The following is a 26,005-nucleotide window of genomic DNA, read 5'->3' as shown; positions in this document are numbered from 1 at the left end:
GCCGGCGACGCGGCCGTGCAGCACCACGAGATTCAGAACAAAGCGATGCCGGGCGCAAGCACCGGCACGCTCCCCGGAGCGGCCGCCGCTGGGCCTGCCGCTTCCGGCTCTCGCAGCGTTTCACCCAGCGCATCCACCTTGATCCAGATGAGGAGTTTCATGCAGCGCGCCACCAAGATAGTCGCCACGATCGGCCCGGCCTCCAGTTCGCCGGAGACTCTGCTGCAGATGATGCAGGCGGGCCTCGACGTCGTGCGGCTCAATTTTTCGCACGGCACGGCCGACGATCACCGCCAGCGCGCCGAAATGGTGCGCGAGGCCGCCCGCAAGGTCGGCCGCGAGATCGCGATCATGGCCGACCTCCAGGGCCCGAAGATCCGCGTCGGCAAGTTCGAGAACGGCAAGACCACGCTCGTGCCGGGGCAGCCGTTCATCCTCGATGCGGGCTGCGAACTCGGCAACGACGAGCGCGTCGGCCTCGACTACAAGGAACTGCCGCGCGATCTGAAGCCGGGCGACCTGCTGCTGCTGAACGACGGGCTGATCGTGCTGACCGTCGAGCGCGTGCTCGGCGACGAGATTCACACGACCGTCAAGGTGGGCGGCGAGCTGTCGAACAACAAGGGGATCAACCGCCAGGGCGGCGGCCTGTCGGCTCCGGCGCTGACCGCGAAGGACATGGAGGACATCCGCACCGCGATGTCGCTCGGCGCGGACCTGGTGGCCGTGTCGTTCCCGAAGAACGCCACCGACATGGAAATGGCGCGCCAGCTCGCGAACATCGCGGGTGCGCCGTACGGCATCAAGCCGAAGATGATCGCGAAGATCGAGCGCGCGGAAGCGATTCCGGCGCTGCAGAGCATCCTCGACGCATCCGACGGCATCATGGTCGCGCGCGGCGACCTCGCGGTGGAAGTGGGCAACGCGGCCGTGCCGGCGTTGCAGAAGCGGATGATCCGGATGGCGCGCGAGTCGAACAAGCTCGTGATCACCGCGACGCAGATGATGGAATCGATGATCTACGCACCGGTGCCGACCCGCGCGGAAGTGTCGGACGTCGCGAACGCGGTGCTCGACGGCACCGACGCGGTGATGCTGTCGGCCGAGACGGCCGCCGGCAAGTACCCGGTCGTCACGATCGAGACGATGGCGGCCGTATGCGTCGAGGCGGAAAAGTCGGAGCACGTCGAGCTGGACAAGGATTTCCTCGACCGCACGTTCACGCGGATCGACCAGTCGATCGCGATGGGCGCGCTGTTCACCGCGTATCACCTCGGCGCGAAGGCGATCGTCGCGCTGACCGAATCGGGCGCGACCGCGCTGTGGATGTCGCGCCACTACACGCACGTGCCGATCTTCGCGCTGACGCCGCGCGTCGGCAGCGAGCGCACGATGGCGCTGTACCGCAACGTGACGCCGCTGCACGTCGACTTCAACAGCGACCGCGATTCGGCGCTGCAGGCGGCGCTCGAGATCGTCGTCAAGCAGGGTTACGTGCAGCACGGCGACATGGTCGTGCTGACCGTCGGCGAGCCGATGGGGCAGGCGGGCGGCACCAACACGCTGAAGATCGTGCGGGTCGGCGAGCATTATTGAGCGTCGGCCGAGCCGCATCGAGCCGGCTCGCGGCCTGCGGCCCGGATCGGTCGGAATCGATCCGGCACCGTTTTTTGCGCGAAAGCCGCGCGGGGTCCGAAGCCCCGCGCGGCTTTTTTTCTCCTTTTTGGCCGGATTGTGCCGTGCGAACGTAACAAATTGCGAGCGGGCGCTACCGGGCGGTCGGAATCGGAGGCGCTTCGCGATAAAATGCGGCTATTCGACGCTCAGCCGCGCCGTGCCGCCCCGGTCTGGACCGGGAGCGAGCGCCGCGCCGGCGTCAGGGCGCACCGGTTTTCATTCCAAGGAGTTCCACAATGCCTCTCGTATCAATGCGTCAATTGCTGGACCACGCGGCAGAGCACGGTTACGGCCTGCCGGCCTTCAACGTGAACAACCTGGAGCAGGTCCAGGCGATCATGGCGGCGGCGGATCAGGTCGGCGCGCCCGTGATCATGCAGGCATCGGCCGGCGCGCGTAAGTATGCGGGCGAGCCGTTCCTGCGCCACCTGATCGAAGCGGCGGTCGAATCGTATCCGCACATTCCGGTCGTGATGCACCAGGATCACGGCCAGTCGCCGGCGGTCTGCACGGCCGCGATCCGCAGCGGCTTCACCAGCGTGATGATGGACGGTTCGCTCGAAGCCGACGGCAAGACGGTCGCGTCGTACGAGTACAACGTCGACGTGTCGCGCAAGGTCGTCGAGATGGCGCACTCGATCGGCGTGACGGTCGAAGCCGAGCTCGGCGTGCTGGGCTCGCTCGAGACGATGAAGGGCGACAAGGAAGACGGCCACGGCGCGGAAGGCACGATGACCCGCGAGCAGCTGCTGACCGATCCGGAGCAAGCCGCCGACTTCGTGAAGCTCACGCAGTGCGATGCGCTCGCGATCGCGATCGGCACGTCGCACGGCGCGTACAAGTTCTCGAAGAAGCCGACGGGCGACATCCTGTCGATCCAGCGCATCAAGGAAATCCACGCGCGCATCCCGAACACGCACCTCGTGATGCACGGTTCGTCGTCGGTGCCGCAGGAACTGCTGGCCGAGATCCGCGAATTCGGCGGCGACATGAAGGAAACCTACGGCGTGCCGGTCGAGGAAATCCAGGAAGGCATCAAGCACGGCGTGCGCAAGATCAACATCGACACCGACTTGCGTCTCGCGATCACCGGCGCGATCCGCCGCTACCTGTTCGAGAATCCGGGCAAGTTCGATCCGCGCGACTACCTGAAGCCCGCGCGCGAAGCCGCGAAGAAGGTCTGCGTCGACCGTTACCTCGCGTTCGGCTGCGAAGGCCAGGCCGGCAAGATCAAGCCGGTGTCGCTCGACAAGATCGCCGAGCAGTACAAGTCGGGCGCGCTCGCACAGGTCGTGCGCTGAGACTGTAGTACGATTGCCCCGCCCGGTTCTGCCGCCGGGCATGGGCGGGCCGCCAGGCCGGCCGGATCCGGTCCGGCCCCGGCGGCCGTTCCGTCCGGCCGAACGAGGGCCGGCCGGCAGCCGTCCGGGCGCTGCGCCCGCCGGTTCGCCGACGCATTGCAAGACCGCCGTTCCCGCCTGCCGCGGGGAACGGCGTTTCCCTTTTTGTTTGGCTCCTTATCTGCGAAAAGACGATGTCTACCCTTTACGAATCCACGCTCCGCTCGCTGCCGCTCCTCGGTCGCGGCAAGGTTCGCGATAACTACGCGGTCGGCAACGACAAGCTCCTGATCGTCACGACCGATCGCCTGTCGGCCTTCGACGTGGTGATGGGCGAGCCGATTCCGAACAAGGGCCGCGTGCTGAACCAGATGGCGAACTTCTGGTTCGACAAGCTCGCGCACATCGTGCCGAATCACCTGACGGGCGACGCGCCGGAAGCGGTCGTCGCGGCTGACGAGGTCGAGCAGGTGAAGGGCCGCGGCGTGGTCGTCAAGCGTCTCGAGCCGATCATGATCGAAGCGGTCGTGCGCGGCTACCTGGCCGGCAGCGGCTGGAAGGAATACCAGGCGTCGGGCGCCGTGTGCGGCGTGCAGCTGCCGGAAGGCCTGCAGAACGCGCAGAAGCTGCCCGAGCCGATCTTCACGCCGGCCGCGAAGGCCGAGATGGGCGAGCACGACGAGAACATCACGTTCGAGGAAACCGAGCGCCGCATCGGCACCGAGCTGGCCGCGACGATCCGCGACATCTCGATTCGCCTGTACAAGGAAGCGGCCGATTACGCGGCGACGCGCGGCATCATCATCGCCGACACGAAGTTCGAATTCGGCCTCGACAACCACGGCAAGCTGTACCTGATGGACGAAGTGCTGACCGCCGATTCGTCGCGCTTCTGGCCCGCCGATCAGTACGAAGTCGGCACGAACCCGCCGTCGTTCGACAAGCAGTTCGTGCGCGACTGGCTCGAGGCGCAGCCGTGGGGCAAGACGGCGCCGGCGCCGGCTCTGCCGGCCGACGTCGTCGAGAAGACGGCCGCGAAGTACCAGGAAGCGCTCGAGCGCATCACGGGCCAGGCGCTCGCCTGACGGAGCTTTGCATGGGACCGGAGTCAGTGCTGAAGCACTCGCTCCGGTCGACAGGAACACACGAAATGAATGAAAAGCAAACTGCCCACACGCACAGCGCGCCGCTCGTCGGCGTGCTGATGGGTTCGAGTTCCGACTGGGACGTGATGAAGAACGCGGTTGCGATCCTGCAGGAATTCGGCGTGCCGTACGAAGCGAAGGTCGTGTCCGCGCACCGGATGCCCGACGAGATGTTCGACTATGCGGAGAAGGCGCGCGAGCGCGGGCTGCGCGCGATCATCGCGGGCGCCGGCGGCGCCGCGCACCTGCCCGGCATGCTGGCCGCGAAGACCACGGTGCCGGTGCTCGGCGTGCCGGTCGCGAGCAAGTACCTGAAGGGCGTCGATTCGCTGCACTCGATCGTGCAGATGCCGAAGGGCGTGCCCGTCGCGACGTTCGCGATCGGCGAGGCCGGCGCCGCGAACGCCGCGCTGTTCGCGGTGTCGATCCTGTCCGGCAACTCGGTCGACTACGCGAACCGGCTCGCGGCGTTCCGCGTGCGCCAGAACGAAGCCGCGCACGCGATGGTGCTGCCGCCGCTGGCATGACGGCATGGCGCGCGGCCGCACGATGCGGCCGGCGCCGGATTTTCCTACTGCGGCGGGCATTTCCGCGTTCCGCCGCGACCGACCACTGACATGACCGCAACTCCTGATTCCGTTTCCCCGATCCTGCCCGGCGCGTGGCTGGGCATGGTCGGCGGTGGCCAGCTCGGCCGCATGTTCTGCTTTGCCGCCCAGTCGATGGGCTATCGCGTCGCCGTGCTCGATCCCGATCCGGCGAGCCCCGCCGGCGCGGTCGCCGATCGCCATCTGCGCGCGGCGTACGACGACGAAGCCGCACTCGCCGAACTGGCGGACCTGTGCGAGGCCGTATCGACGGAATTCGAGAACGTGCCGGCCGCGAGCCTCGATTTCCTCGCGCGCACGACGTTCGTCGCGCCGGCCGGCCGCTGCGTCGCGGTCGCGCAGGACCGGATCGCGGAGAAGCGTTTCATCGAGGCGTCGGGCGTGCCGGTCGCGCCGCACGTCGTGATCGAATCGGCGGCGGCGCTCGCCGCGCTCGACGATGCCGCGCTCGACGCGGTGCTGCCGGGCATCCTGAAGACGGCCCGCCTCGGCTACGACGGCAAGGGCCAGGTGCGCGTCGCCACCGCGCAGGAAGCACGCGACGCGCATGCCGCGCTCGGCGGCGTGCCGTGCGTGCTGGAGAAGCGCCTGCCGCTGAAATACGAGGTGTCGGCGCTGATCGCGCGCGGCGCGGACGGCCGCTCGGCCGCCTTCCCGCTCGCGCAGAACGTGCATCACGACGGCATCCTCGCGCTGACGGTCGTGCCGGCGCCGGCGGCCGATGCCGCGCGCGTCGAAGAGGCGCAGCAGGCGGCCGTGCGGATCGCCGATACGCTCGGCTACGTCGGCGTGCTGTGCGTCGAGTTCTTCGTGCTGGAGGACGGCTCGTTCGTCGCGAACGAAATGGCGCCGCGCCCGCACAACTCCGGCCACTACACGGTCGATGCGTGCGCAACGAGCCAGTTCGAGCAGCAGGTGCGCGCGATGACGCGCATGCCGCTCGGCAACCCGCGCCAGCATTCGCCGGCCGCGATGCTGAACATCCTTGGCGACGTGTGGTTTCCCGACGGCGCGGCAGCCGATGCCGTCACGCCGCCGTGGGACGCGGTCGCCGCGATGCCGGCCGCGCACCTGCACCTGTACGGCAAGGAAGAAGCGCGCGTCGGCCGCAAGATGGGCCACGTGAACTTCACGGCCGAGACGCGCGACGAAGCCGTCGCTGCCGCCAACGCGTGCGCGCAACTGCTGCGCGTGCCGCTCGACTGAGGCGCGGGCCGATGTCCATCGATCTCCCGAAGCACGTGACGCCCGCGCAGATCGACGCGGCCGCCGCGTTGCTCGACGCGGGCCAGCTCGTCGCGTTTCCGACCGAAACCGTCTACGGGCTCGGCGGCGACGCGGCGAATCCCGAGGCCGTCGCGCGCATCTATGCGGCGAAAGGGCGGCCCGCGAACCATCCGGTGATCGTGCATCTGCCGCCCGGCGGCGATCCGGGCTACTGGGCCGACGATCTGCCGGCCGACGCGCACGCGCTGATCGATGCGTTCTGGCCGGGGCCGCTCACGCTGATTCTGAAGCGTCATGCGCGTATTCCGGATGCCGTGAGCGGCGGGCAGGATTCGGTCGGGCTGCGCTGTCCGTCGCATCCGGTCGCGCAGGCGTTGCTGGCCGCGTTTAGCGCGCGGCGCGGCGGCCACGGCGGCGTGGCCGCGCCGTCCGCGAACCGGTTCGGCCACGTGAGCCCGACGACCGCGCAACACGTGCGCGACGAATTCGGCGATACCGTGCACGTGCTCGACGGCGGCGCATCGGAAGTCGGCATCGAGTCGACGATCCTCGATCTGTCGCGCGGCTTCCCGGCGCTGCTGCGCCCGGGCCACGTGACGCCTCGGCAGATCGCCGACGTGCTCGGCCGCGCGCCGAAGCTGCCGGACGGCAGCGACGCGACCGCGCCGCGCGCGTCGGGCACGCTGAAAGCGCATTACGCGCCGCGCACGCCGCTCGCGCTGCTGCCGTTCGACGCACTCGAGCCGCTGCTCGCGGCCGCGCAAACCGACGGCGAGCGCGTCGCGCTCGTCGCCCGCGCGTCGCGGGCGGGGCGCTGGGCGCAGGCCGACGGCGTGCATTTCGTCGCGGCACCGGAAGACCCGCAGGCCTATGCACGCGACCTGTACGGGATGCTGCGGGCGCTCGATCGCGCGCAGGTCGCGCGCATCCTCGTCGAAAAGCTGCCCGAGACCGTCGAATGGATCGCGGTCAACGATCGCCTCGGCCGCGCGGCGGCGGCATTCGAAGCGCGCGACTGACGCGCGCAGGCGCCTGCCGAATGAAAAACGCCCGACCGGCGAACCGGTCGGGCGTTTTCGTTTGGGTGCGTGGCCGGCGGCTTACTTGCCGACGCCGGATTTCGCGATCTGCTGTTGGACGTATTGCGCGAACAGCGCGTGCAGGTGCGTCGTCGGGTGGACCGTGTCGGCGAACATGTAGGTCTGGTCCGCGTTCGCGACCGTGTACGTCTGCGGCGAGCAGAACAGCGACGAGCCGAACGCGGTCGCATTCGCGACGCCGTACTGCGTGGCGGCCTGCACCATCGCCTTCAGGTTGCACGCGGTGTCCGTATTCGACACGCTGAAGCCGTTCGCCTGGTAGTTGGCCGCGATGCCGTCCTGCCACGTGAACGAATCGACCACCACGTACTTCGTCGGGTCGACCTTCAGCGCGGCGAGCGTGCCGACGAGCGTCTTGTTGAACAGCCCCGACAGTTGCGTGAACGCGGCCTGCGTGCTCGCGCCGCCTTGCAGCGCGAGCGGCGTGCCGCCGATGTCCGGCACGTTCGCGACGAACACGTGCGTCGCGCCCGCCGCGACGATCTGCTGGACGATCCCGCCCAGCTGCTGCGCGGCCAGGCCGATCGCCTGCGCCGCCGCGAGTTGCGCGGCCGGCGTGTTGCCTTGCGCCTGCGCGACCTGGGCCTGGTAGAAGATGTCGTTCGCGCCGCCGTTGATCAGCACGATCTGGCCGGCGTTGAAGCTGCCGTGCTGCGTCAGGTACTGCTTGACCTGGTCGGCGATCGGCGTCGTCGTCGCCTGGGCGTAGTCGGGGTTCGGCACGCTGGCGTCCGCATGGCCGATGCCCGGCTGCAGCGTCACGCGCGAGCCGCCTTGCGCGTAGCCGAGGCCGCCCGTCGCCTGCAGCGGAATGCCGAAGCCGCCCTGGTTCGCGGGCTGCAGCGTGTCGCCGTAGTACTGGGCGACGTCCTGCGTCCAGACCTGGCCCGGGTTGGTCGTGAAGCGGCCGCCGCCGAAGCCGAGCTTGATCTGCGAGTAGGTGCCGACGTCGGACAGGCTGTCGCCGAACGACACGATCTGCATCTTCACGCCCGACGGCGGCGTGTTCGACGCGCTGCTGCCGTTGTTGTCGTCGCCGCCGCCGCATGCGGCGAGCAGCGCGAGCGCGGCGCCGGCGATCGCGACTTGCGCGGTGCGCAGCATGCGCCGGCGCGTGCGGGAAGGTGCGTGTTGTTGTGTCTGCATCGTTCGATCTCCTCGTAGATATGGCCCTGATGTGTTTCTCATCTGCCGCGTGCCTGCTCGGTTCCGGGCTGCGCGGCGGCCGTTGGCTGAAACGGTTTATCGGTCGCGCGCAACCGCTTGCGGCACGGTGCGCGGATCCGGGTTCGCGGCCTCGGCGACCTGCGCATGATAAGCGCTCGCCCATTCGGGCGGGCCGAAAATCGCGCGCAGCTTGTTGCGCCATCCGCCGACGCGCCACGCGTCGGACGCCATCGCCGCCCACTCGTGGAACGTCGCGACGAGCGGGTTGTTCGAGCCGAGCCGCTCGACGATTCCGTAACGCGGCGGATCGTCGGGCGTTTCCTCGACATAGCTGCCGAACAGGCGATCCCAGATCACGAGGACGCCTGCGTAATTGCGGTCGATGTAGCGCGCGTTGCGTGCATGGTGCGCGCGGTGGATCGACGGCGTGTTCAGCACGTATTCGAGCCAGCCGAGCTTGCCGATCGCCTGCGTGTGCACGAAGAACTGGAACGCGAGGTTGATCAGCACGATGCCGACGATCTGTTGCGGCGGAAAGCCGACGAACGCGAGCGGCAGCCAGAACAGCCACATGCCCGCGATCGGGTACATCAGGCTCTGGCGGAACGCGGTCGAGAAATTCATCCGTTCGGACGAGTGGTGCACGACGTGCGCGGCCCACAGCCAGCGCACGCGATGGCTCGCGCGATGAAACACGTAGTAGAGGAAGTCCTGCGCGACGAACAGCACCGCGAACGACAGCCAGCCGTCGTGCCACGTGTAGACGCGATAGTGGCGGTAGCAGTACGCATAGACGGGAATCACGAACAACCAGGCGATCTTGTCGGCGCCCTGGTGCATCAGCGCGAGCGCCGCGTTGCACAGCGTGTCGCGCCACGCATAGATGCGGTCCTGCGCGCGGGTGCGGGCGAAGTGCCAGGCCTCCCACGCGATGCAGAGCAGGAAGACGGGCGCCAGCGCGAGCAGAAGCAATTCGACGTCGAATCGCATGGGCGTGTCTCCTTCGTTCCCCTGCAAGCCATGAGGCCGGGCGTGTGGCCCGTTGTAGATATCGGTCAGGCCAACAGCCTACGCAATCGCCACGCGCTAGGCGAGGGGGCAGCGTAGAGGGTTCCCTCAGAGGATAGGGTTTCTACGGAACCCGTACTGCACGGGGCCGGGCGGTGCGGCCCCGTTTTGCGGGCGCGGCGCGCGCACGGGGCGTCGCGCGACGGTGGCGCGGGCGTTTCAAACCGCGCGGCGCGAGATTTTCGCGGGCGACGCGGTGCGTGGGGCGCGTAGGCCGCCCTGTCGCGACGGCCCGCTGCGCGCTGCATGCCGCACGTTGCACGCCGCACGTTGCACGCCGCACGGATCGTCAGTGCGCGCCCGCGTAGATCCACTCGAGCAGCGTGTCGTGCGCGGCGCGCGCGCCTTCCGCGTGATCGTTGTTGATGAAGCTGACGACGACGTAGCTCTGCCCGTCCGCCCCGGCGACGTAGCCGGCGATCGCGCGCACGTCGCGCAGCGTGCCGGTCTTGATGTGCGCGTTGCCGAGCACGCCCGCGTTGGTGAGGCGGTTCTTCATCGTGCCGTCGATGCCTGCGATCGGCAGCGAATCGACGAACGCCTGCGCGACGGGGCTCGCGTTCGCGGCCTGCAGCAGCGCGGCGAGCGACAGCGCGCTCACGTGCTCTTCGCGCGACAGCCCCGAGCCGTTCTCGAGCACGAGGTCGGGCATCGCGATGCCGTTTTTCTGCAGAAACGCCTGGATCGCGCGGCTCGACTGCTCGGGCGTCGCGGGCGGCTTGCCGCTGACCGCGCCGATCGTGAGGAACAGGTTGCGCGCCATCACGTTGTTGCTGAACTTGTTGATGTCGTAGACGATGCTGCCGAGCACCGGGCTGTGATGCACGGCGAGCGGCCGCGCGGTGGCGGGCACTTTGCCCTCGCTCACGGGCCCCGCGATCGTGCCGCCGTCCTGTTGCCACAGCGCGAGGAAGCCGCGGGCGAAGAACGTCGTGTGATCGAGGATCGCGAGGTTGGTCGTGTGCGCGCCGCAGCGCAGCGGGTAGTCGCCGGCGAACGATGCGGTCATGATCCCGCCGCCGGCCGTCAGCGTCGGGCGCGCAGCCGCGGCGGCCGCGCTGCACGAACCCGAGCCTTCGACGAGCTGGTTGTCGATCGACAGGTTCGCGAGCGGCGGCAGCACGTCGACGGCGACCTTGCCGTCATCGCCCGGCGTGACCGTGAACGACACGGCCTTGAATGCATACAGCAACGGATCGGGGCCGACGTTGTACGGCGCGCTGACATCGTCGTCGAACGACGGCAGGTCGCGCGTCGACGCAGCGAAATAGCTCTTGTCGAGGACGAGGCCGCCGGCCACGCGCTTGACGCCCGCCTTGCGCAGCTTGTCGACGAGGTCGATCAGTTCTTCGGGCACGAGCTTCGGATCGCCGGTGCCCTTGATGTACAGGTTGCCTTGCAGCGTGCCGTCGGGGTCGACCGTGCCGTCCGTGTACGCGGTCGTGCGCCAGCGGTAGTCGGGGCCGAGGATCGACAGGCCCGCGAAGGTCGTCACGAGCTTCATCGTCGAGGCCGGCAGCATCGGCCGGCTCGCATTCCATGCGATCAGCGGTTGCGGATCGCCGACGCGCTCGACGACGACGCTCATCGCCGACGCCGGCACCTTCGCGCGCTGCAGCGCGACGAGCACGGTTGCCGGCAGGCCGGCCGCGCGCGCGGCCGGCGACACGACGGCGGTCTTGCGCGCTTCCTTGTGGGACTTCTTGCGGGCCTGCGCGGACGGCGCGAACGCGAGGGCCGTGCACGTGGCGACGACGGCGGCCGCCCGCAGACAGACGCGGGCGCGGGGGACGAACCGGGCGGAAAGATCGGAAATCGGCATGGGCGAATACGGGAAAAGCAGGGGGCTCGGGCAGGACGCGCGGGGGCGCCGAAGCGCACATTGTAGAGACAAGTCGGGGCTGGCCCCTTGCAATCCGCCTTACTGTTGCATTGCACGGTGCCGCGCACGCGATGCGCGGCGCTACAATGGTCGCCGTGTTTGACTCGCCCATGGATGCCTGTCCCGATGCGGATTCTGCTTGTCGAAGATGATCGAATGATTGCCGAGGGCGTGCGCAAGGCGCTGCGCTCGGACGGCTTCGCGGTCGACTGGGTGCAGGACGGCGACGCCGCGCTCACGGCGCTCGGCGGCGAGACGTACGATCTGCTGCTGCTCGATCTCGGCCTGCCGAAGCGCGACGGCATCGACGTGCTGCGCACGCTGCGCGGGCGCGGGCTGGCGTTGCCGGTGCTGATCGTCACCGCGCGCGACGCGGTCGCCGATCGCGTGAAGGGGCTCGACGCCGGCGCCGACGATTACCTCGTCAAGCCGTTCGATCTCGACGAGCTGGGCGCGCGCATGCGCGCGCTGATCCGCCGCCAGGCCGGGCGCAGCGAGTCGCTGATCCGCCACGGCGCGCTCACGCTCGATCCCGCGTCGCACCAGGTGACGCTCGACGGCACGCCCGTCGCGCTGTCCGCGCGCGAGTTCGCGCTGCTCGAGGCGCTGCTCGCGCGGCCGGGCGCGGTGCTGTCGAAGAGCCAGCTCGAGGAGAAGATGTACGGCTGGGGCGAGGAGATCGGCAGCAACACGGTCGAGGTCTATATCCACGCGCTGCGCAAGAAGCTCGGCTCGGACCTGATTCGCAACGTGCGCGGGCTCGGCTACATGGTCGTCAAGGAAAGCTGACGCGTGCGGTCGATTCGTCATCAATTGCTGATCTGGCTGCTCGCGATCGTCGTCGCGGGCGTGGGCATGGCGGGCTGGCTCATCTACCGGCAGGCGCTCGCCGAAGCGAACGAGCTGTTCGACTACCAGTTGCAGGAAATCGCCGCGGCGCTGCCGTCGGAGCCGTTCTCGCAGGTATTCGGCTCGCGCACCAACGGCGACGAAGGCATCGTGATCCAGATCTGGAATCGCAACGGCGTGCTGATGTACTTCTCGCATCCGCGCGCGCCGATCGCGCCGCGCGCGGAGCTCGGCTTCTCGACCGAGCGCACCGATCGCGGCGAGTGGCGCGTGTACGGCGCGATCGTCGGCGACAACGTCGTGCAGCTCGCGCAGCCGTTGTCGGTGCGCAACCGGCTGGCGGCGAACGTCGCGCTGCGCACGCTGTGGCCGCTGATCGTGCTGCTGCCGTTCCTCGGCGCGGCCGTGTGGGGGATCGTCGGGCGCGGGCTCGCGCCGCTCGCGCGCGTGACGCGCGCGGTCGAGGCGCGCCGGCCGGAAGCGCTCGATGCGCTGCCCGACGCGCGCCTGCCGCTCGAGGTGCAGCCGCTCGTGCGGGCGCTGAACGGGCTGCTCGCGCGGCTGTCGGCGGCGCTCGACACGCAGAAGGCGTTCGTCGCCGACGCCGCGCACGAATTGCGCACGCCGCTCGCGGCCGTGCAGATCCAGGCGCAGCTCGTCGCCCGTGCGAAGGACGATGCGTCGCGCCGCGAGGCGATCGCGGATCTCCAGGACGGCGTGTCGCGCGCGACACGTCTCACCGAGCAACTGCTCGCGCTCGCGCGCGCCGAGCCGGACGGCGCGACGATGCGCGAACCGGTCGACCTGCAGGCGCTGCTCGCCGAATGCGTGGCCGCGCATGCGCCGCTCGCGCAGCGGCACGACATCGATCTCGGCTTCGAGGAAACGTGTGCGGCGAGCGTCGTCGCGGACGTCGGCGCGCTGCGCGTGATGTTCGGCAACCTGCTCGACAACGCGGTGAAGTACACGCCGGACGGCGGCCGCATCGACGTGTCGCTGACGCGCGACGCGGCCGGCCGCGCCTGCGTGCAGATCGCCGACAGCGGGCCGGGCATTCCGGCGGCCGAGCGCGAGCGCGTGTTCGACCGCTTCTATCGCGACAGCACGGCGCGCGCGCGCACCGACGTGTCGGGCAGCGGGCTCGGGCTCGCGATCGTCAAGCGTGTGGCCGCGCAGCAGGGCGCGACGGTGTCGCTCGGCGATGCGGCCGCGGGCGGCCTGCTCGTCAGCGTCGTGTTCCGCGATGCCGAGATGCCGGCCCCGGCGCCGCAGCCTTCCGAATCCGTCTGAAGGGGGCGTCCGGCGAGGGCGGCGCGGGCCGGGTGCCGGCAGCCGCTTAAGCCCCGCTTAAGGCTGATTAAGCCTCCTTTAAGTCAGGGTCGTTACGCTGCGTCCTAACAAAGAGGAGGTCCTACGATGAACACCCGATTCCTTGCGCGCGGCACCGTCGCGGTCGCCGTGGCGGCTGCCCTGTCGGCCGGCTATTTCGCCGGCACCCGCCGCGCCGATCCGCAGATCATCACGCCCGCGCAGGCGGCCGCATTGATGCCGGCCGAAGCCGCGGCCAAGACCGGCATTCCCGATTTCTCCGGGCTCGTCGAGACCTACGGCCCGGCGGTCGTGAACATCAGCGCGAAGCATGTCGTGAAGCAGGTGTCGCGGCGCGCGCCGCAACCGCAACTGCCGATCGATCCGAGCGACCCGTTCTACCAGTTCTTCAAGCACTTCTACGGCCAGGTGCCGGGCATGGGCGGCGACGCGCAGCCGGACGACCAGCCGAGCGCGAGTCTCGGGTCGGGCTTCATCGTCAGTTCCGACGGATACATTCTCACCAATGCACACGTGATCGACGGCGCGAACGTCGTCACGGTCAAGCTGACCGACAAGCGCGAATACAAGGCGAAGGTCGTCGGCTCCGACAAGCAGTCCGACGTCGCCGTGCTGAAAATCGACGCGAGCGGCCTGCCGACCGTGAAGATCGGCGACCCGGCGCAGAGCAAGGTTGGCCAGTGGGTCGTCGCGATCGGCTCGCCGTACGGCTTCGACAACACGGTCACGTCGGGCATCATCAGCGCGAAGTCGCGTGCGCTGCCGGACGAGAACTACACGCCGTTCATTCAGACCGACGTGCCGGTGAACCCCGGCAACTCCGGCGGCCCGTTGTTCAACCTGCAGGGCGAGGTGATCGGCATCAACTCGATGATCTACTCGCAGACGGGCGGCTTCCAGGGCCTGTCGTTCGCGATCCCGATCAACGAGGCGATCAAGGTGAAGGACGAGCTCGTGAAGACGGGCCACGTGAGCCGCGGCCGCCTCGGCGTCGCCGTGCAGGGGCTGAACCAGACGCTCGCGAGTTCGTTCGGACTGCAGAAGCCGGACGGCGCGCTCGTCAGCTCGGTCGACGCCAACGGTCCGGCGGCGAAGGCCGGCCTGCAACCGGGCGACGTGATTCTGTCGGTCAACGGTTCGCCGGTCGCCGATTCGACGTCGCTGCCCGCGCAGATCGCGAACCTGAAGCCGGGTTCGAAGGCCGACCTGCAGATCTGGCGCGACAAGTCGAAGAAGTCGATCAGCGTGACGCTCGGCGCGATGTCCGATGCGAAGCTCGCGTCGAACGACGGCGGGCCGGTCGAACAGGGCCGCCTGGGTGTCGCGGTGCGTCCGCTGTCGCCGCAGGAGCGCAGCGCCAGCAACCTGTCGCACGGGCTGATCGTGCAGCAGGCCGGCGGGCCGGCCGCCAACGCGGGCATCCAGCCGGGCGACGTGATCCTCGCGGTCAACGGCCGCCCGGTCACGAGCCCCGAGCAGTTGCGCGACGCGGTGAAGGGCGCGGGCAACAGTCTTGCTCTGCTGATCCAGCGCGATAATGCACAGATCTTCGTGCCGGTCGACCTGAGCTGACCGGCCACGGCCGACGGCCGGTGTGGCCGGCCGCGGCGGGCGCCGTCGCCGTGCGACCGCGTGACGCTGCGCCCGTATGTGTTCCGACCCCAAGGAGAGAGCCATGCAATATCTACGCAACGTGTCCCGATTTGCCGTCGCCGCGGCGCTGACCGCCGGCCTCGCGACCGGCGCGTACGCGCAGTCGGACGGTCTGCCCGCCGCGAGCCAGCAAGGCGATGTCAGCTACGTGTCGGGCGGTATCGGCAAGGACCAGTCGACGGCATTCCAGCGTAACGAGGCGTCGTGGCCGCTGGCGCTGCGCTTCACCGGCAAGGGCGGCGAATTCCTGGCCGACGTCCATGTGCGGATCGTCGACGGCAAGGGCACCGAGGTGCTGGCGACCGACGCGCGCGGGCCGTACATGCTGGTGAAGCTGCCGCCGGGGCGCTATACGGTGCATGCGTCGTACCAGGGCAGCGACGAATCGCGCGCCGTCACGGTCGGCGCGAAGGGCGGCGCGAAAGCCGCGTTCCAGTGGAGTGCGCAGTAGCCCGCCGCGCGCGGCCCGGGGCCCGGGCGCGCACTCGGACGAAGTTTCGCCCATAATGAAAGCCACGGCATGCGTGCCGTGGCTTTTTCGTTTCCTGCCCCGGCCTGGCGGCCGCCCGAAGGAGAAACGATGTCCGATGCAGCCGACCCTCGACTCGAAATCGTGCCGAACCGCCATCGCGTGCGCGTGATTCATCGCGGCATCACCTATGCCGATTCGCACGGCGCGCTGACCGTGCGTGAAGCGGGGCTCCCGGACATCCATTACCTGCCGCGCAGCGACGTCAACATGCGCCGGCTCGTGAAATCGGGCGTCACGTCGGCCTGCCCGTTCAGGGGGCAGGCCGTGCATTTCGACTTGCAGACGGAAGACGGCGTGATCGAGAACGCCGCATGGAGTTACGAAGAACCGAACGAGGCGGCGGCCGTGCTGGCGCACTACGTCGCCTTCGATGTCGCACGGGTCGACAGTCTCGTCGAGACGTCCTGATGCGGCGTGCGTTCATCGGGGAGGCGTCATGGAACTGAACGACACGTTACGCGTACCGCTCGCGCCGCCTGTCGTGCGGGATGCGCTGGAGGATCTCGCGCTGTTGCGGGCGAGCTTCGATCATTGCGAATCGTTCGTGAAACTCGCGCACGGCGAGTTCGCGCTGACGATCACGGTGCCGCTCGGTCCGCTGCGCGCCCGCTACGACGTGCGCGCGCATGCGGCCGCCGAGCAGGGCGACGCGGAAGGGCGGCCGCGCCGCGTGCTCAACTTCAAGGCGCGGGCCGACGGCCTCGGCGCACTGCGCGGCCAGGTCGAACTCGCACTGATGCCGGATGACGATGCGAGCGCCACGCGAATCGAGTACGTGGTCTGGGCGACGGCGAGCGGGCCGCTCGCCGAACTGCCGGGGCGGCAGATCGACAATGCGCTGCGCGAATGGACCGACACGTTCTTCCGCGAGTTCGGGGCGGTCGTGCAGGCGAAGCACGGCCTCGCGCCGAATCGCGCGAACTCATCCGCGCAGCGACGCCAGCACGTATTTCTGCGGCCGGCATCGCTGGTGGCCGCGACGAAGCGTGCGCTGCCGCCGCATCTCGGCGGCGCGCTGAGCGGGCGGGCGGCGAGCGCGCTCCGGCATCGCGATTCCGGCACGATACCCGTGTGGGCCTGGGCGGCGATGATCGTGTTCGTCGCGCTGCTGCTTTACGCGGCACGCTGGTTCAACGGCGGCTGACCGGCCGCCCGGCGCCGCGTCGCGGCCTGCCCGCCGCCCGCGCGGCGGGCGTCACCGTCCGGCGCCGGCTCCGGCGCCGCGAAATTCCCTTCGATACGCAGACGGCGACGTGCCGAGCGCGCCCGCGAAATGCTGGCGCAGCGACACGCTCGAGCCGTAGCCGGCCGCCTGCGCGATCGCGTCGATCGATTGTCCGGTGGTTTCGAGCAGATGCCGCGCGCGCGCGAGCCGCTCGGCCTGCAGCCACGCGGTGACGGTCGTGCCCGTCGCCTGGCGGAAGTGGCGCGTGAACGTGCGCCGGCTCATCAGCACGCGCTCGGCGAGCGAATCGACGCTGTGCGCGGCGTCGAGATGGGCGCGCACCCAGTCGAGCAGGCCCGCGAGCCGCGCATCGCGCGGATGTGCGGCGACCGGCTGCGGCACGTACTGGGCCTGGCCGCCCTGCCGGTGCGGCGGGATCACGAGGCGGCGCGCGATCCGGTTCGCGGCGTCCGAGCCGAAACGCCGCCGCACGACGTGCAGGCAGCAGTCGAGCCCCGCGGCGGTGCCGGCCGACGTCGTCAGGTTGCCGTCGTCCACGTACAGCACGTCGGGATCGAGTTTCACGCGCGGAAAGCGCCGGGCGAAATCGTCGGCCCACGCCCAGTGCGTGGTGGCCGGGCGGCCGTCGAGCAGGCCGGCCGCGGCGAGCACGTAAGCGCCGAGACACAGGCCGACGAGTTCGGCGCCGCGCGCGGCGACCGCGCGCACGGCATCGAGCAGCGCGTCGGGCGGCGCTTCGTCGGGGTCGCGCCAGGAGGGCACGATGACGATGTCCGCATCGTCGAGCGCATCGAGCCCGTACGGCGCGGCGATCGTGAAGCCGCCCGTCGTCGCGAGCGGGCCGCGCTCGGCCGAGCAGACGCGGAACGCGAACGCGGGCGACGCGTCCGCGTCGCGCTCCTTGCCGAACACGACCGACGGCACCGACAGGTGGAACGGGCTGATGCCGTCGTACGCGATCACGGCGACGACGGTCGGAACGGATGGGGCGGGCGACGCGGCGGCGAGCATGGCGGCTCCGGAAAAGCGATGGCCCGATTTTATCGAAGAATGGCTATCGGGCCACTATCGGCGCCCGCCACGCGGCCCGACAATGCGTCGCATCGCACTGCTGGCCGCCCCGCTCCGGGGCGGGGCAGCGCCGCCGATCAGGAGCCCGCCATGTCGAACGCCGTCCCGCATTCCGCTTCCCGTCCCGCTTTCCGCCGCGCACTGATCGTGATCGACGTGCAGAACGAATACGTGACGGGCAACCTGCCGATCGAATATCCGCCGCTCGACGTGTCGCTCGCGAACATCGGCCGCGCGATCGACGCCGCGCACGCGGCCGGCGTGCCGGTGATCGTGGTTCAGCACGTCGCGCCGGCCGGCGCGCCGATCTTCGCGCCCGGCACCGACGGCGTCGCGCTGCACGCGGTGGTCGCCAGCCGGCCGTACGCGCATCGGATCGAGAAGGCGCAGGCCAGCTCGTTCGCCGGCACCGATCTCGCCGCGTGGCTCGACGCGCACGGCATCGACACGCTCGCGGTGGCCGGCTACATGACGCACAACTGCAATGCGTCGACGGTCTATCACGCGGCGCATGCGGGGCTGAAGGTCGAGTACCTGGACGATGCGACGGGCGCGCTGCCTTACGAGAACGAAGCGGGCGCGGCGAGCGCCGAGGAGATTCACCGCGCATACGCGGTGGTGTTCCAGTCGAATTTCGCGGCCGTGATGTCGACCGACGCGTGGATCGCGGGGCTGGCCGGCGCGCCGATGCCGGCGCGCGATTCGGTGGCCGCGTCGAACCGGCGGGCTCGCGCGCATCGCGCGAAGGCGGCCTGACCCGGCACGGCGACGGGGCGCGCCCTACGCCACGGTCAGTCGCGGTCCTTCAGCATCGCCGGGCTGTAGCGCAGCATGTCGAAGCAGCCGTCGACGAGCTTTTCCGCATGCTGCTCGGCGTCGATTTCGTCGGGCAGCATCAGCATGTCGCGCACGAACCCGCTGACGAGCGTGTGCAGCATCAGCGCCGCGCGCCACGTATCGAGCCGCTCCGGCAGCAGCTTGCGCTCCACGGCCACCGCGAGATCGGCGTCGATCATGTGCAGCGCCTCGCTCATCCCCGCGCGGTTGCGTTGCAGCAGCGGCTCCATGTCCGCGACGTACTCGCACTTCATGAACAGGATGCTGAACACGCGCCGCAGCTGCGGGTCGCGCTGCACGCCGAGCAGGCACCAGATCAGGATCTGGCGCACCTTGTCGAGCGGATTGCCGCCCGGCGCGTCGAGCGGTATCCGCTTCAGTTCGTCGATCGGCAGGAGCACGCGGTCGAACATCGCATCGAACAGTTCGCTCTTGTTCGCGAAATGCCAGTAGATCGCGCCGCGCGTCACGCCGGCGTGCTGGGCGATGTCCGCGAGCGACGTATGCGATACGCCTTTCTCGAAGAACACGTGTTCGGCGGCGTCGAGAATGCGATTGCGCGTCTCGAGCGCCTCCTCCTTGGTACGTCTGACCATGTGCAGGCCTGATTGGATCGATCGTCGGTGAATATAGGGTCCGCAACCCCTCGTCGCCGTCATGCAGACCGGCTATGCTTGCTGCTGGTAACAATCTGTAAGACGGGGCAGCCGGCGGAGTACAAACGGGCTTTTTACATACATTCGTGAATGTATATACAATACCACCCTACGATCGAATGACCCAAGTGGCAATCAGTTAATATCCCACTCTGCTGATTCCCGCCCTAGTATCAGTCCGCAGTTCGCGGCATCCCCGTCGGCACGGAGGTCTCGTGCCGACGTGCTGTATCTAGCAGTCCAGTAATTCAGGTGTTCGATCTGCGCCGCGAGGCGCATCCGTGTTGCGCTCCTGGCGGGCGCGTCACTTATTCCATTGGTTATACACAGAGGTCGCTCCATGCGCGTCGAACGGGTTCCATACCGCTTAATCACTGTCGCGACGGCCGCCGTTTTCCTGGCCGCGTGCGGGAAAAAAGAATCGGCACCGCCGCCGCAAACGCCGGAAGTCGGCGTCGTCACCGTCCAACCGCAAGCCGTGCCGGTCTTCACCGACCTGCCGGGCCGTACCAGTGCATTCCTCGTCGCGCAAGTGCGTGCGCGGGTCGACGGCATCGTGCTGCGCCGTGAATTCACCGAAGGCACCGACGTCAAGGCCGGCCAGCGCCTCTACAAGATCGATCCGGCGCCGTACATCGCCGCGCTGAACAGTGCGAAGGCGACACTGGCGAAGGCGCAGGCGAACCTCGTCACGCAGAACGCGCTGGTCGCGCGCTACAAGGTGCTGGTTGCCGCGAACGCGGTCAGCAAGCAGGACTACGACAACGCGGTCGCCACGCAAGGGCAGGCCGCGGCGGACGTCGCGGCCGGCAAGGCGGCGGTCGACACCGCGCAGATCAACCTCGGCTATACGGATGTCGTGTCGCCGATCAGCGGCCGCGTCGGCATCTCGCAGGTGACGCCGGGCGCATACGTGCAGGCGAGCCAGGCGACGCTGATGTCGACGGTGCAGCAGCTCGATCCGGTGTACGTCGACCTCACGCAATCGAGCCTCGAGGGGCTGAAGCTGCGTCAGGACGTGCAGAGCGGGCGTCTGAAGACGAGCGGCCCGGGCGCGGCGAAGGTGTCGCTGATCCTGGAAGACGGCAAGACCTACTCGGAGCCGGGCAAGCTGCAGTTCTCGGACGTGACGGTCGACCAGACCACCGGCTCGGTGACGATCCGCGCGGTCTTCCCGAACCCGGGCCGCGTGTTGCTGCCGGGGATGTTCGTGCGTGCACGGATCGAGGAAGGCGTGAACGAGAACGCGTTCCTGGTGCCGCAGATCGGCGTCACGCACGACCAGAAGGGCCAGGCGATCGCGATGGTGGTGAACGCCAGCAACAAGGTCGAGCCGCGTCCGTTGAAGACCACCGGCATGCAAGGGCAGAACTGGATCGTCGAAGGCGGTCTGCAGGCGGGCGATCACGTGATCGTGCAAGGCGTCGACAAGGTGCGCCCGGGCGCGACCGTGAAGACGGTCCCCGCGCAGCTCGCTCCGGCGGCCGATGCCGCCTCGGGTGCCGCTGCCCCCGCCGCGCCGGCCGCCGCCGGATCCGGCGCCGCTGCCGCTTCCGGTGCCGCCGCATCGGGCGCCGCGCCGGCGAGTGCTGCCGCTGCCTCGAGCGCGCAATAACAGGGAGCCTGTTTCATGGCAAAGTTTTTTATCGATCGCCCGATCTTCGCGTGGGTGATCGCCATCATCCTGATGCTGGCCGGGGTTGCGGCGATCTTCACGCTGCCGATCGCGCAGTATCCGACGATCGCGCCGCCATCGATCCAGATCACCGCGAACTACCCGGGCGCTTCCGCGAAGACGGTGGAAGACACGGTGACGCAGGTGATCGAGCAGCAGATGAGCGGTCTCGACAACTTCCTGTACATGTCGTCGACGAGTGACGACTCGGGCAACGCGACGATCACGCTGACCTTCGCGCCGGGCACCAACGCCGACATCGCGCAGGTCCAGGTGCAGAACAAGCTGTCGCTCGCGACGCCGGTTCTGCCGCAGGTCGTGCAGCAGCTCGGTCTGTCGGTCACGAAGTCGAGCAGCAGCTTCCTGCTGGTGCTCGCCTTCAACTCCGAAGACGGCAGCATGAACAAGTACGACCTCGCGAACTTCGTGGCGTCGCACGTGAAGGATCCGATCAGCCGGCTGAACGGCGTCGGTACCGTCACGCTGTTCGGCTCGCAGTACGCGATGCGGATCTGGCTCGACCCGAACCGCCTGACCAACTACGGGCTCACGCCGGTCGACGTCAGCTCCGCGATCACCGCGCAGAACGTGCAGATCGCGGGCGGCCAGATCGGCGGCACGCCGGCGAAGCCGGGCACCATGCTGCAGGCGACGATCACCGAATCGACGCTGCTGCAGACGCCCGAGCAGTTCGGCAACATCCTGTTGAAGGTCAACCAGGACGGCTCGCAGGTTCGCCTGAAGGACGTCGCGCAGATCGGCCTCGGCGGCGAAAACTACAACTTCGACACGAAGTACAACGGTCAGCCGACCGCGGCGCTCGGTATCCAGCTCGCGACCAATGCGAACGCGCTCGCGACCGCGAAGGCCGTGCGCGCGAAGATCGACGAGCTCGCACCGTTCTTCCCGCACGGCCTCGTCGTGAAGTACCCGTACGACACGACGCCGTTCGTGAAGCTGTCGATCGAGGAAGTGGTCAAGACGCTGCTCGAAGGTATCGTGCTCGTGTTCCTCGTGATGTATCTGTTCCTGCAGAACCTGCGGGCGACGATCATCCCGACGATCGCGGTGCCGGTCGTGCTGCTCGGCACGTTCGCGATCATGTCGATGGTCGGCTTCTCGATCAATACGCTGTCGATGTTCGGCCTCGTGCTCGCGATCGGCCTGCTGGTCGACGATGCGATCGTGGTGGTCGAGAACGTCGAGCGCGTGATGGCCGAGGAGGGGCTGTCGCCGAAGGAGGCGACCCGCAAGGCGATGGGCCAGATCACCGGCGCACTCGTCGGCGTGGCGCTCGTGCTGTCGGCGGTGTTCGTGCCGGTGGCGTTCTCCGGCGGTTCGGTCGGCGCGATCTATCGTCAGTTCTCGCTGACGATCGTGTCGGCGATGGTGCTGTCGGTGCTGGTCGCGTTGATTCTGACGCCGGCGCTGTGCGCGACGATCCTCAAGCCGATCCCGCAGGGCCATCACGAAGAGAAGAAGGGCTTCTTCGGCTGGTTCAACCGCACGTTCAACAACAGCCGCGACAAATACCACGTCGGCGTGCACCACGTGATCAAGCGCTCGGGCCGCTGGCTCATCATCTATCTGGTCGTGATCGTCGCGGTCGGGCTGCTGTTCGTGCGCCTGCCGAAGTCGTTCCTGCCCGATGAGGACCAGGGCCTGATGTTCGTGATCGTGCAGACGCCGTCGGGCTCGACGCAGGAAACGACCGCGAAGACGCTCGCGAACATTTCGGACTACCTGCTGAAGGACGAGAAGGACATCGTCGAATCGGCGTTCACGGTCAACGGCTTCAGCTTCGCGGGCCGTGGTCAGAACTCGGGTCTCGTGTTCGTGCGCCTGAAGGACTACTCGCAGCGTCAGCATGCGAACCAGAAGGTGCAGGCGCTGATCGGCCGGATGTTCGGGCGCTACGGGAGCTACAAGGACGCGCTCGTGATTCCGTTCAACCCGCCGTCGATTCCCGAACTCGGTACCGCCGCCGGCTTCGACTTCGAGCTGACGGACAACGCCGGTCTCGGCCACGACGCACTGATGGCCGCACGTAACCAGTTGCTCGGGATGGCGTCGAAGGATCCGACGCTGCAGGGTGTCCGTCCGAACGGCCTGAACGATACGCCGCAGTACAAGGTCGACATCGACCGCGAGAAGGCGAATGCACTGGGCGTGACGGCGGATGCGATCGACCAGACGTTCTCGATCGCGTGGGCGTCGAAGTACGTGAACAACTTCCTCGACACCGACGGCCGGATCAAGAAGGTGTACGTGCAGGCCGACGCGCCGTTCCGGATGACGCCGGAAGACATGAACATCTGGTACGTGCGCAACGGGTCGGGCGGGATGGTGCCGTTCAGCGCGTTCGCGACCGGTCACTGGACGTACGGTTCGCCGAAGCTCGAGCGCTACAACGGCGTGTCGGCGATGGAAATCCAGGGTCAGGCCGCACCGGGCAAGTCGACCGGCCAGGCGATGGCCGCGATGGAAACGCTCGCGAAGAAACTGCCGGTCGGTATCGGCTATTCGTGGACGGGGCTGTCGTTCCAGGAAATCCAGTCCGGCTCGCAGGCGCCGATCCTGTACGCGATCTCGATCCTCGTCGTGTTCCTGTGTCTCGCGGCGCTGTATGAAAGCTGGTCGATCCCGTTCTCGGTGATCATGGTCGTGCCGCTCGGCGTGATCGGTGCGCTGCTCGCGGCCACGATGCGCGGCCTCGAGAACGACGTGTTCTTCCAGGTCGGCCTGCTGACGACCGTGGGCTTGTCCGCGAAGAACGCGATCCTGATCGTCGAGTTCGCGCGCGAACTGCAACTGACGGAGAAGATGGGGCCGATCGAGGCCGCGCTGGAAGCCGCGCGCCTGCGGCTGCGTCCGATCCTGATGACGTCGCTCGCGTTCATTCTCGGCGTGATGCCGCTCGCGATCAGCAACGGCGCGGGCTCGGCGAGCCAGCACGCGATCGGCACGGGCGTGATCGGCGGGATGATCACGGCGACGTTCCTCGCGATCTTCATGATCCCGATGTTCTTCGTGAAGATCCGCGCGATCTTCAGCGGCGAGAAGGAAGACGTCGACGAGGCGCTGCGCCTGGCTCAGGAGCACTCGCACCACGAAGAGAAGCCGGGCAACGGCGACGAAGGCAACAAGGGACAGTGATGATGCAAAAACACGCTTTGACTGCAATCGCAGTCGCGCTCCTTGCCACGGGGTGCACGATGGCGCCGCATTACAAGCGGCCCGACGCGCCCGTCGCGCAGGCGTACCCGGCCGGCGGCGTCTACGCGACGCAGCCGGGCGCGGCCGGCGCGCGCAGCGCGAACGGCCAGGCGGCGACCGCCATCGGCTGGCGCGAGTTCTTCGTCGATCCGCGCCTGCAGCGGCTGATCGAGATCGCGCTGAAAAACAACCGCGACCTGCGCGTGTCGGTGCTGAACATCGAGGCGGCGCGTGCGCAGTACCAGATCACGCGCGCGGGGCTGTTCCCGACGCTCGACGGTACGGGCACGGGCAACATCCAGCGCTATCCGGCCGGGGTGTCGCAGACGGGCCAGCCGCTGATCTCGCGCGTGTACAACGTCGGGCTGTCGGCGTCGTGGGAACTCGACCTGTTCGGCCGCGTGCAGAGCCTGAAGGATCAGGCGCTCGCGCAGTACCTGTCGACGTCGTACGCGCGGCAGGCGTCGGAGATCTCGCTGGTGTCGCAGGTGGCGGATCAATACCTGACGCTGCTGTCGACCGACGATCTGCTGAAGGTCACGGAAAACACGCTGAAGACCGCGCAGGCGTCGTACGACCTGACCAAGCTGCAGTTCGACAACGGCACGGGCTCCGAGCTCGAGTTGCGTCAGGCGCAGACGGTGGTCGAGACGGCGCTCGCGAACCAGCAGGCGCAGGCACGTGCGCGCGCGCAGGCGCTGAACGCGCTGGTGCTGCTGATCGGCGAGCCGCTGCCGGACGATCTGCCGGCGGGCCTGCCGCTCGATGCGCAGAACCTGCTGACGGACGTGCCGGCCGGGCTGCCGTCGGATCTGCTCACGCGTCGTCCGGACGTGATGCAGGCCGAGCAGACGCTGCTGGCCGCGAACGCGAACATCGGCGCGGCCCGCGCGGCGTTCTTCCCGAAGATCTCGCTGACGGCCGCGTTCGGCACCGCGAGCCCGACGCTGGGCGGCCTGTTCAAGGCCGGCACGGCGGCGTGGTCGTTCGCGCCGAACATCGCGCTGCCGATCTTCGAGGGCGGCCAGAACATCGCGAACCTCGATCTCGCGAACGTGCAGAAGCGCATCGAGATCGCGAACTACGAGAAGGCGATCCAGTCGGCATTCCGCGAAGTGTCGGACGGCCTGGCCGCACGCGGCACGTACGACCAGCAGATCGCGGCGCTCGAGCGCAACGAGCACGCGCAGCAGCGTCGCTTCGACCTGTCGGACCTGCGTTACAAGAACGGTGTGGACAGCTACCTGTCGGTGCTGACCGCGCAGACGGATCTGTACTCGGCGCAGCAGTCGCTGATCAGCGCGCGTCTGGCGCGCTGGACGAATCTGGTCGATCTGTACCGCGCACTGGGCGGAGGCTGGATCCAGCGCGCGGGCGAAGCGCCGCGCGCGCCGGATGCGCCGGTCGATTACGACAAGGCGGCCGCTCCGGCGCCTGCGTCGGCAACGGCGACGAACGGCTAAGCACGGAGAAGGGCGGGCGCGGTATGCCGCGCCTCGCTTCGAAGTGGCCGTATGCGAAAACGAAAACGCTGCGGACGAAAGTCCGCGGCGTTTTCTTTTGCGCGATCGAATCGTGCGGGAAGAATGGCGTCGACGTCGTGACGATGCGTGCGTCGCGTCGCATTGCGTTCGTGCCATCACACCGATCACGTCGATCACACCGATCACACCGTCAGTCGGCATGGCGCATCGTGCATCCGGCGACTTGCCTGCCCGCGTGAAGTGCGATCGCCCGGCACCGTGTCGGGTCCTGCACCCCGAAACAAAAACGCCACGGCATGCCGT

At 68.4% G+C, this 26,005-nt stretch carries 22 protein-coding genes; 16 read left to right on the top strand and 6 right to left on the bottom strand.

The window, feature by feature from the left end; all coding sequences use genetic code 11:
• Positions 1-32: 32 nt before the first annotated feature.
• Positions 33-161 carry a hypothetical protein gene (locus tag WS54_RS34395; RefSeq protein WP_023476234.1) on the bottom strand — a complete coding sequence of 43 codons (129 nt, stop codon included), beginning with the start codon at positions 159-161 and terminating at the stop codon, positions 33-35.
• Here WS54_RS34395 and pyk point away from each other — a divergent pair.
• The 6 genes from pyk to WS54_RS26705 all read left to right on the top strand — a co-directional run bounded on the left by pyk (position 160) and on the right by WS54_RS26705 (position 7,016).
• A complete protein-coding gene (pyk, locus tag WS54_RS26730) occupies positions 160-1,596 on the top strand; it encodes a pyruvate kinase (protein WP_034208283.1) in 1,437 nt (478 codons plus the stop codon). The two genes, WS54_RS34395 and pyk, sit on opposite strands and share 2 nt — an antisense overlap.
• A gap of 317 nt (positions 1,597-1,913) precedes the next feature.
• A complete protein-coding gene (gene fba, locus WS54_RS26725) occupies positions 1,914-2,978 on the top strand; it encodes a class II fructose-bisphosphate aldolase (RefSeq protein ID WP_006481730.1) in 1,065 nt (354 codons plus the stop codon).
• A gap of 233 nt (positions 2,979-3,211) precedes the next feature.
• Positions 3,212-4,102, top strand: coding sequence for a phosphoribosylaminoimidazolesuccinocarboxamide synthase (locus WS54_RS26720; protein WP_034208282.1), 891 nt, complete (start codon positions 3,212-3,214; stop codon positions 4,100-4,102).
• 65 nt (positions 4,103-4,167) lie between these two features.
• Entirely contained in the window at positions 4,168-4,689 is a 522-nt protein-coding gene (gene purE / locus WS54_RS26715) for a 5-(carboxyamino)imidazole ribonucleotide mutase (RefSeq protein WP_034208281.1), read from the top strand.
• Positions 4,690-4,779: 90 nt separating this feature from the next.
• The gene (locus tag WS54_RS26710; RefSeq protein WP_059780559.1) at positions 4,780-5,976 is read left to right on the top strand and encodes a 5-(carboxyamino)imidazole ribonucleotide synthase; all 1,197 of its coding nucleotides are present in this window, start codon (positions 4,780-4,782) and stop codon (positions 5,974-5,976) included.
• Between the two features lie 11 nt (positions 5,977-5,987).
• The gene (locus WS54_RS26705) at positions 5,988-7,016 is read left to right on the top strand and encodes an L-threonylcarbamoyladenylate synthase (RefSeq protein WP_059780560.1); all 1,029 of its coding nucleotides are present in this window, start codon (positions 5,988-5,990) and stop codon (positions 7,014-7,016) included.
• Between the two features lie 81 nt (positions 7,017-7,097).
• On the opposite strand, the gene WS54_RS26700 is transcribed toward WS54_RS26705, so the two are convergent.
• The 3 genes from WS54_RS26700 to dacB all read right to left on the bottom strand — a co-directional run bounded on the left by WS54_RS26700 (position 7,098) and on the right by dacB (position 11,154).
• Positions 7,098-8,243, bottom strand: coding sequence for an SGNH/GDSL hydrolase family protein (locus WS54_RS26700; RefSeq protein WP_034208278.1), 1,146 nt, complete (start codon positions 8,241-8,243; stop codon positions 7,098-7,100).
• 96 nt (positions 8,244-8,339) lie between these two features.
• Positions 8,340-9,254, bottom strand: coding sequence for a sterol desaturase family protein (locus tag WS54_RS26695; RefSeq protein WP_059780561.1), 915 nt, complete (start codon positions 9,252-9,254; stop codon positions 8,340-8,342).
• A 367-nt stretch (positions 9,255-9,621) separates the two neighbouring features.
• A complete protein-coding gene (gene dacB, locus WS54_RS26690) occupies positions 9,622-11,154 on the bottom strand; it encodes a D-alanyl-D-alanine carboxypeptidase/D-alanyl-D-alanine endopeptidase (protein ID WP_059780562.1) in 1,533 nt (510 codons plus the stop codon).
• Between the two features lie 186 nt (positions 11,155-11,340).
• Here dacB and WS54_RS26685 point away from each other — a divergent pair, with 186 nt between their 5' ends.
• The 6 genes from WS54_RS26685 to WS54_RS26660 all read left to right on the top strand — a co-directional run bounded on the left by WS54_RS26685 (position 11,341) and on the right by WS54_RS26660 (position 16,721).
• Entirely contained in the window at positions 11,341-12,003 is a 663-nt protein-coding gene (locus WS54_RS26685) for a response regulator (RefSeq protein WP_059780563.1), read from the top strand.
• Positions 12,004-12,006: 3 nt separating this feature from the next.
• On the top strand, positions 12,007-13,353 hold the full coding sequence (locus WS54_RS26680) for an ATP-binding protein (protein WP_034208275.1): 1,347 nt from the start codon (positions 12,007-12,009) through the stop codon (positions 13,351-13,353).
• Positions 13,354-13,479: 126 nt separating this feature from the next.
• The gene (locus WS54_RS26675) at positions 13,480-14,964 is read left to right on the top strand and encodes a DegQ family serine endoprotease (RefSeq protein ID WP_034208274.1); all 1,485 of its coding nucleotides are present in this window, start codon (positions 13,480-13,482) and stop codon (positions 14,962-14,964) included.
• A gap of 103 nt (positions 14,965-15,067) precedes the next feature.
• Positions 15,068-15,496, top strand: a complete 429-nt coding sequence (locus tag WS54_RS26670; RefSeq protein WP_059780564.1) for a carboxypeptidase-like regulatory domain-containing protein — start codon at positions 15,068-15,070, stop codon at positions 15,494-15,496.
• A gap of 129 nt (positions 15,497-15,625) precedes the next feature.
• Positions 15,626-15,985, top strand: a complete 360-nt coding sequence (locus tag WS54_RS26665; protein WP_059780565.1) for a DUF427 domain-containing protein — start codon at positions 15,626-15,628, stop codon at positions 15,983-15,985.
• Between the two features lie 28 nt (positions 15,986-16,013).
• On the top strand, positions 16,014-16,721 hold the full coding sequence (locus tag WS54_RS26660; RefSeq protein ID WP_059780566.1) for a CoxG family protein: 708 nt from the start codon (positions 16,014-16,016) through the stop codon (positions 16,719-16,721).
• A gap of 51 nt (positions 16,722-16,772) precedes the next feature.
• On the opposite strand, the gene WS54_RS26655 is transcribed toward WS54_RS26660, so the two are convergent.
• Positions 16,773-17,774: a helix-turn-helix domain-containing protein gene (locus WS54_RS26655; RefSeq protein ID WP_034208270.1), complete on the bottom strand. Its 1,002-nt coding sequence runs from the start codon at positions 17,772-17,774 to the stop codon at positions 16,773-16,775.
• Between the two features lie 150 nt (positions 17,775-17,924).
• On the opposite strand from WS54_RS26655, the gene WS54_RS26650 reads away from it, so the two are divergent.
• Positions 17,925-18,590, top strand: a complete 666-nt coding sequence (locus WS54_RS26650; RefSeq protein ID WP_034208269.1) for a cysteine hydrolase family protein — start codon at positions 17,925-17,927, stop codon at positions 18,588-18,590.
• Between the two features lie 35 nt (positions 18,591-18,625).
• Here the strand turns inward: WS54_RS26650 and WS54_RS26645 are convergent, their stop codons facing one another.
• Positions 18,626-19,267 (bottom strand): TetR family transcriptional regulator, encoded by a 642-nt coding sequence (locus WS54_RS26645; RefSeq protein WP_059780567.1) that lies wholly within the window; start codon positions 19,265-19,267, stop codon positions 18,626-18,628.
• Between the two features lie 400 nt (positions 19,268-19,667).
• Here WS54_RS26645 and WS54_RS26640 point away from each other — a divergent pair, with 400 nt between their 5' ends.
• Genes WS54_RS26640 through WS54_RS26630 form a run of 3 tightly spaced genes read left to right on the top strand, consistent with a single transcriptional unit; the run spans position 19,668 to position 25,681 of the window.
• On the top strand, positions 19,668-20,942 hold the full coding sequence (locus WS54_RS26640; protein ID WP_012329143.1) for an efflux RND transporter periplasmic adaptor subunit: 1,275 nt from the start codon (positions 19,668-19,670) through the stop codon (positions 20,940-20,942).
• 15 nt (positions 20,943-20,957) lie between these two features.
• On the top strand, positions 20,958-24,158 hold the full coding sequence (gene bpeB / locus WS54_RS26635) for an efflux RND transporter permease BpeB (protein WP_034208267.1): 3,201 nt from the start codon (positions 20,958-20,960) through the stop codon (positions 24,156-24,158).
• Positions 24,158-25,681 (top strand): efflux transporter outer membrane subunit, encoded by a 1,524-nt coding sequence (locus WS54_RS26630; protein WP_108041974.1) that lies wholly within the window; start codon positions 24,158-24,160, stop codon positions 25,679-25,681. Before bpeB ends, WS54_RS26630 begins: the two co-directional genes overlap by 1 nt.
• Positions 25,682-26,005: the final 324 nt, after the last annotated feature.

Origin of the sequence: Burkholderia sp. NRF60-BP8 (assembly GCF_001522585.2) — a bacterium.
Taxonomy (GTDB): Bacteria; Pseudomonadota; Gammaproteobacteria; order Burkholderiales; family Burkholderiaceae; genus Burkholderia.
The sequence above is the reverse complement of the archived record's forward strand: the minus strand, read 5'-3'. Positions and strand labels throughout refer to the sequence as shown.

What these genes read in the sequence shown, in the direction of transcription:
- pyk (WP_034208283.1), top strand. Translation starts at nt 160, where the DNA reads ATGCAGCGCGCCACCAAGATAGTCGCCACGATCGGCCCGGCCTCCAGT.
- WS54_RS34395 (WP_023476234.1), bottom strand. Translation starts at nt 161, where the DNA reads ATGAAACTCCTCATCTGGATCAAGGTGGATGCGCTGGGTGAAACGCTG.
- fba (WP_006481730.1), top strand. Translation starts at nt 1,914, where the DNA reads ATGCCTCTCGTATCAATGCGTCAATTGCTGGACCACGCGGCAGAGCAC.
- WS54_RS26720 (WP_034208282.1), top strand. Translation starts at nt 3,212, where the DNA reads ATGTCTACCCTTTACGAATCCACGCTCCGCTCGCTGCCGCTCCTCGGT.
- purE (WP_034208281.1), top strand. Translation starts at nt 4,168, where the DNA reads ATGAATGAAAAGCAAACTGCCCACACGCACAGCGCGCCGCTCGTCGGC.
- WS54_RS26710 (WP_059780559.1), top strand. Translation starts at nt 4,780, where the DNA reads ATGACCGCAACTCCTGATTCCGTTTCCCCGATCCTGCCCGGCGCGTGG.
- WS54_RS26705 (WP_059780560.1), top strand. Translation starts at nt 5,988, where the DNA reads ATGTCCATCGATCTCCCGAAGCACGTGACGCCCGCGCAGATCGACGCG.
- WS54_RS26700 (WP_034208278.1), bottom strand. Translation starts at nt 8,243, where the DNA reads ATGCAGACACAACAACACGCACCTTCCCGCACGCGCCGGCGCATGCTG.
- WS54_RS26695 (WP_059780561.1), bottom strand. Translation starts at nt 9,254, where the DNA reads ATGCGATTCGACGTCGAATTGCTTCTGCTCGCGCTGGCGCCCGTCTTC.
- dacB (WP_059780562.1), bottom strand. Translation starts at nt 11,154, where the DNA reads ATGCCGATTTCCGATCTTTCCGCCCGGTTCGTCCCCCGCGCCCGCGTC.
- WS54_RS26685 (WP_059780563.1), top strand. Translation starts at nt 11,341, where the DNA reads ATGCGGATTCTGCTTGTCGAAGATGATCGAATGATTGCCGAGGGCGTG.
- WS54_RS26675 (WP_034208274.1), top strand. Translation starts at nt 13,480, where the DNA reads ATGAACACCCGATTCCTTGCGCGCGGCACCGTCGCGGTCGCCGTGGCG.
- WS54_RS26670 (WP_059780564.1), top strand. Translation starts at nt 15,068, where the DNA reads ATGCAATATCTACGCAACGTGTCCCGATTTGCCGTCGCCGCGGCGCTG.
- WS54_RS26665 (WP_059780565.1), top strand. Translation starts at nt 15,626, where the DNA reads ATGTCCGATGCAGCCGACCCTCGACTCGAAATCGTGCCGAACCGCCAT.
- WS54_RS26660 (WP_059780566.1), top strand. Translation starts at nt 16,014, where the DNA reads ATGGAACTGAACGACACGTTACGCGTACCGCTCGCGCCGCCTGTCGTG.
- WS54_RS26655 (WP_034208270.1), bottom strand. Translation starts at nt 17,774, where the DNA reads ATGCTCGCCGCCGCGTCGCCCGCCCCATCCGTTCCGACCGTCGTCGCC.
- WS54_RS26650 (WP_034208269.1), top strand. Translation starts at nt 17,925, where the DNA reads ATGTCGAACGCCGTCCCGCATTCCGCTTCCCGTCCCGCTTTCCGCCGC.
- WS54_RS26645 (WP_059780567.1), bottom strand. Translation starts at nt 19,267, where the DNA reads ATGGTCAGACGTACCAAGGAGGAGGCGCTCGAGACGCGCAATCGCATT.
- WS54_RS26640 (WP_012329143.1), top strand. Translation starts at nt 19,668, where the DNA reads ATGCGCGTCGAACGGGTTCCATACCGCTTAATCACTGTCGCGACGGCC.
- bpeB (WP_034208267.1), top strand. Translation starts at nt 20,958, where the DNA reads ATGGCAAAGTTTTTTATCGATCGCCCGATCTTCGCGTGGGTGATCGCC.
- WS54_RS26630 (WP_108041974.1), top strand. Translation starts at nt 24,158, where the DNA reads ATGATGCAAAAACACGCTTTGACTGCAATCGCAGTCGCGCTCCTTGCC.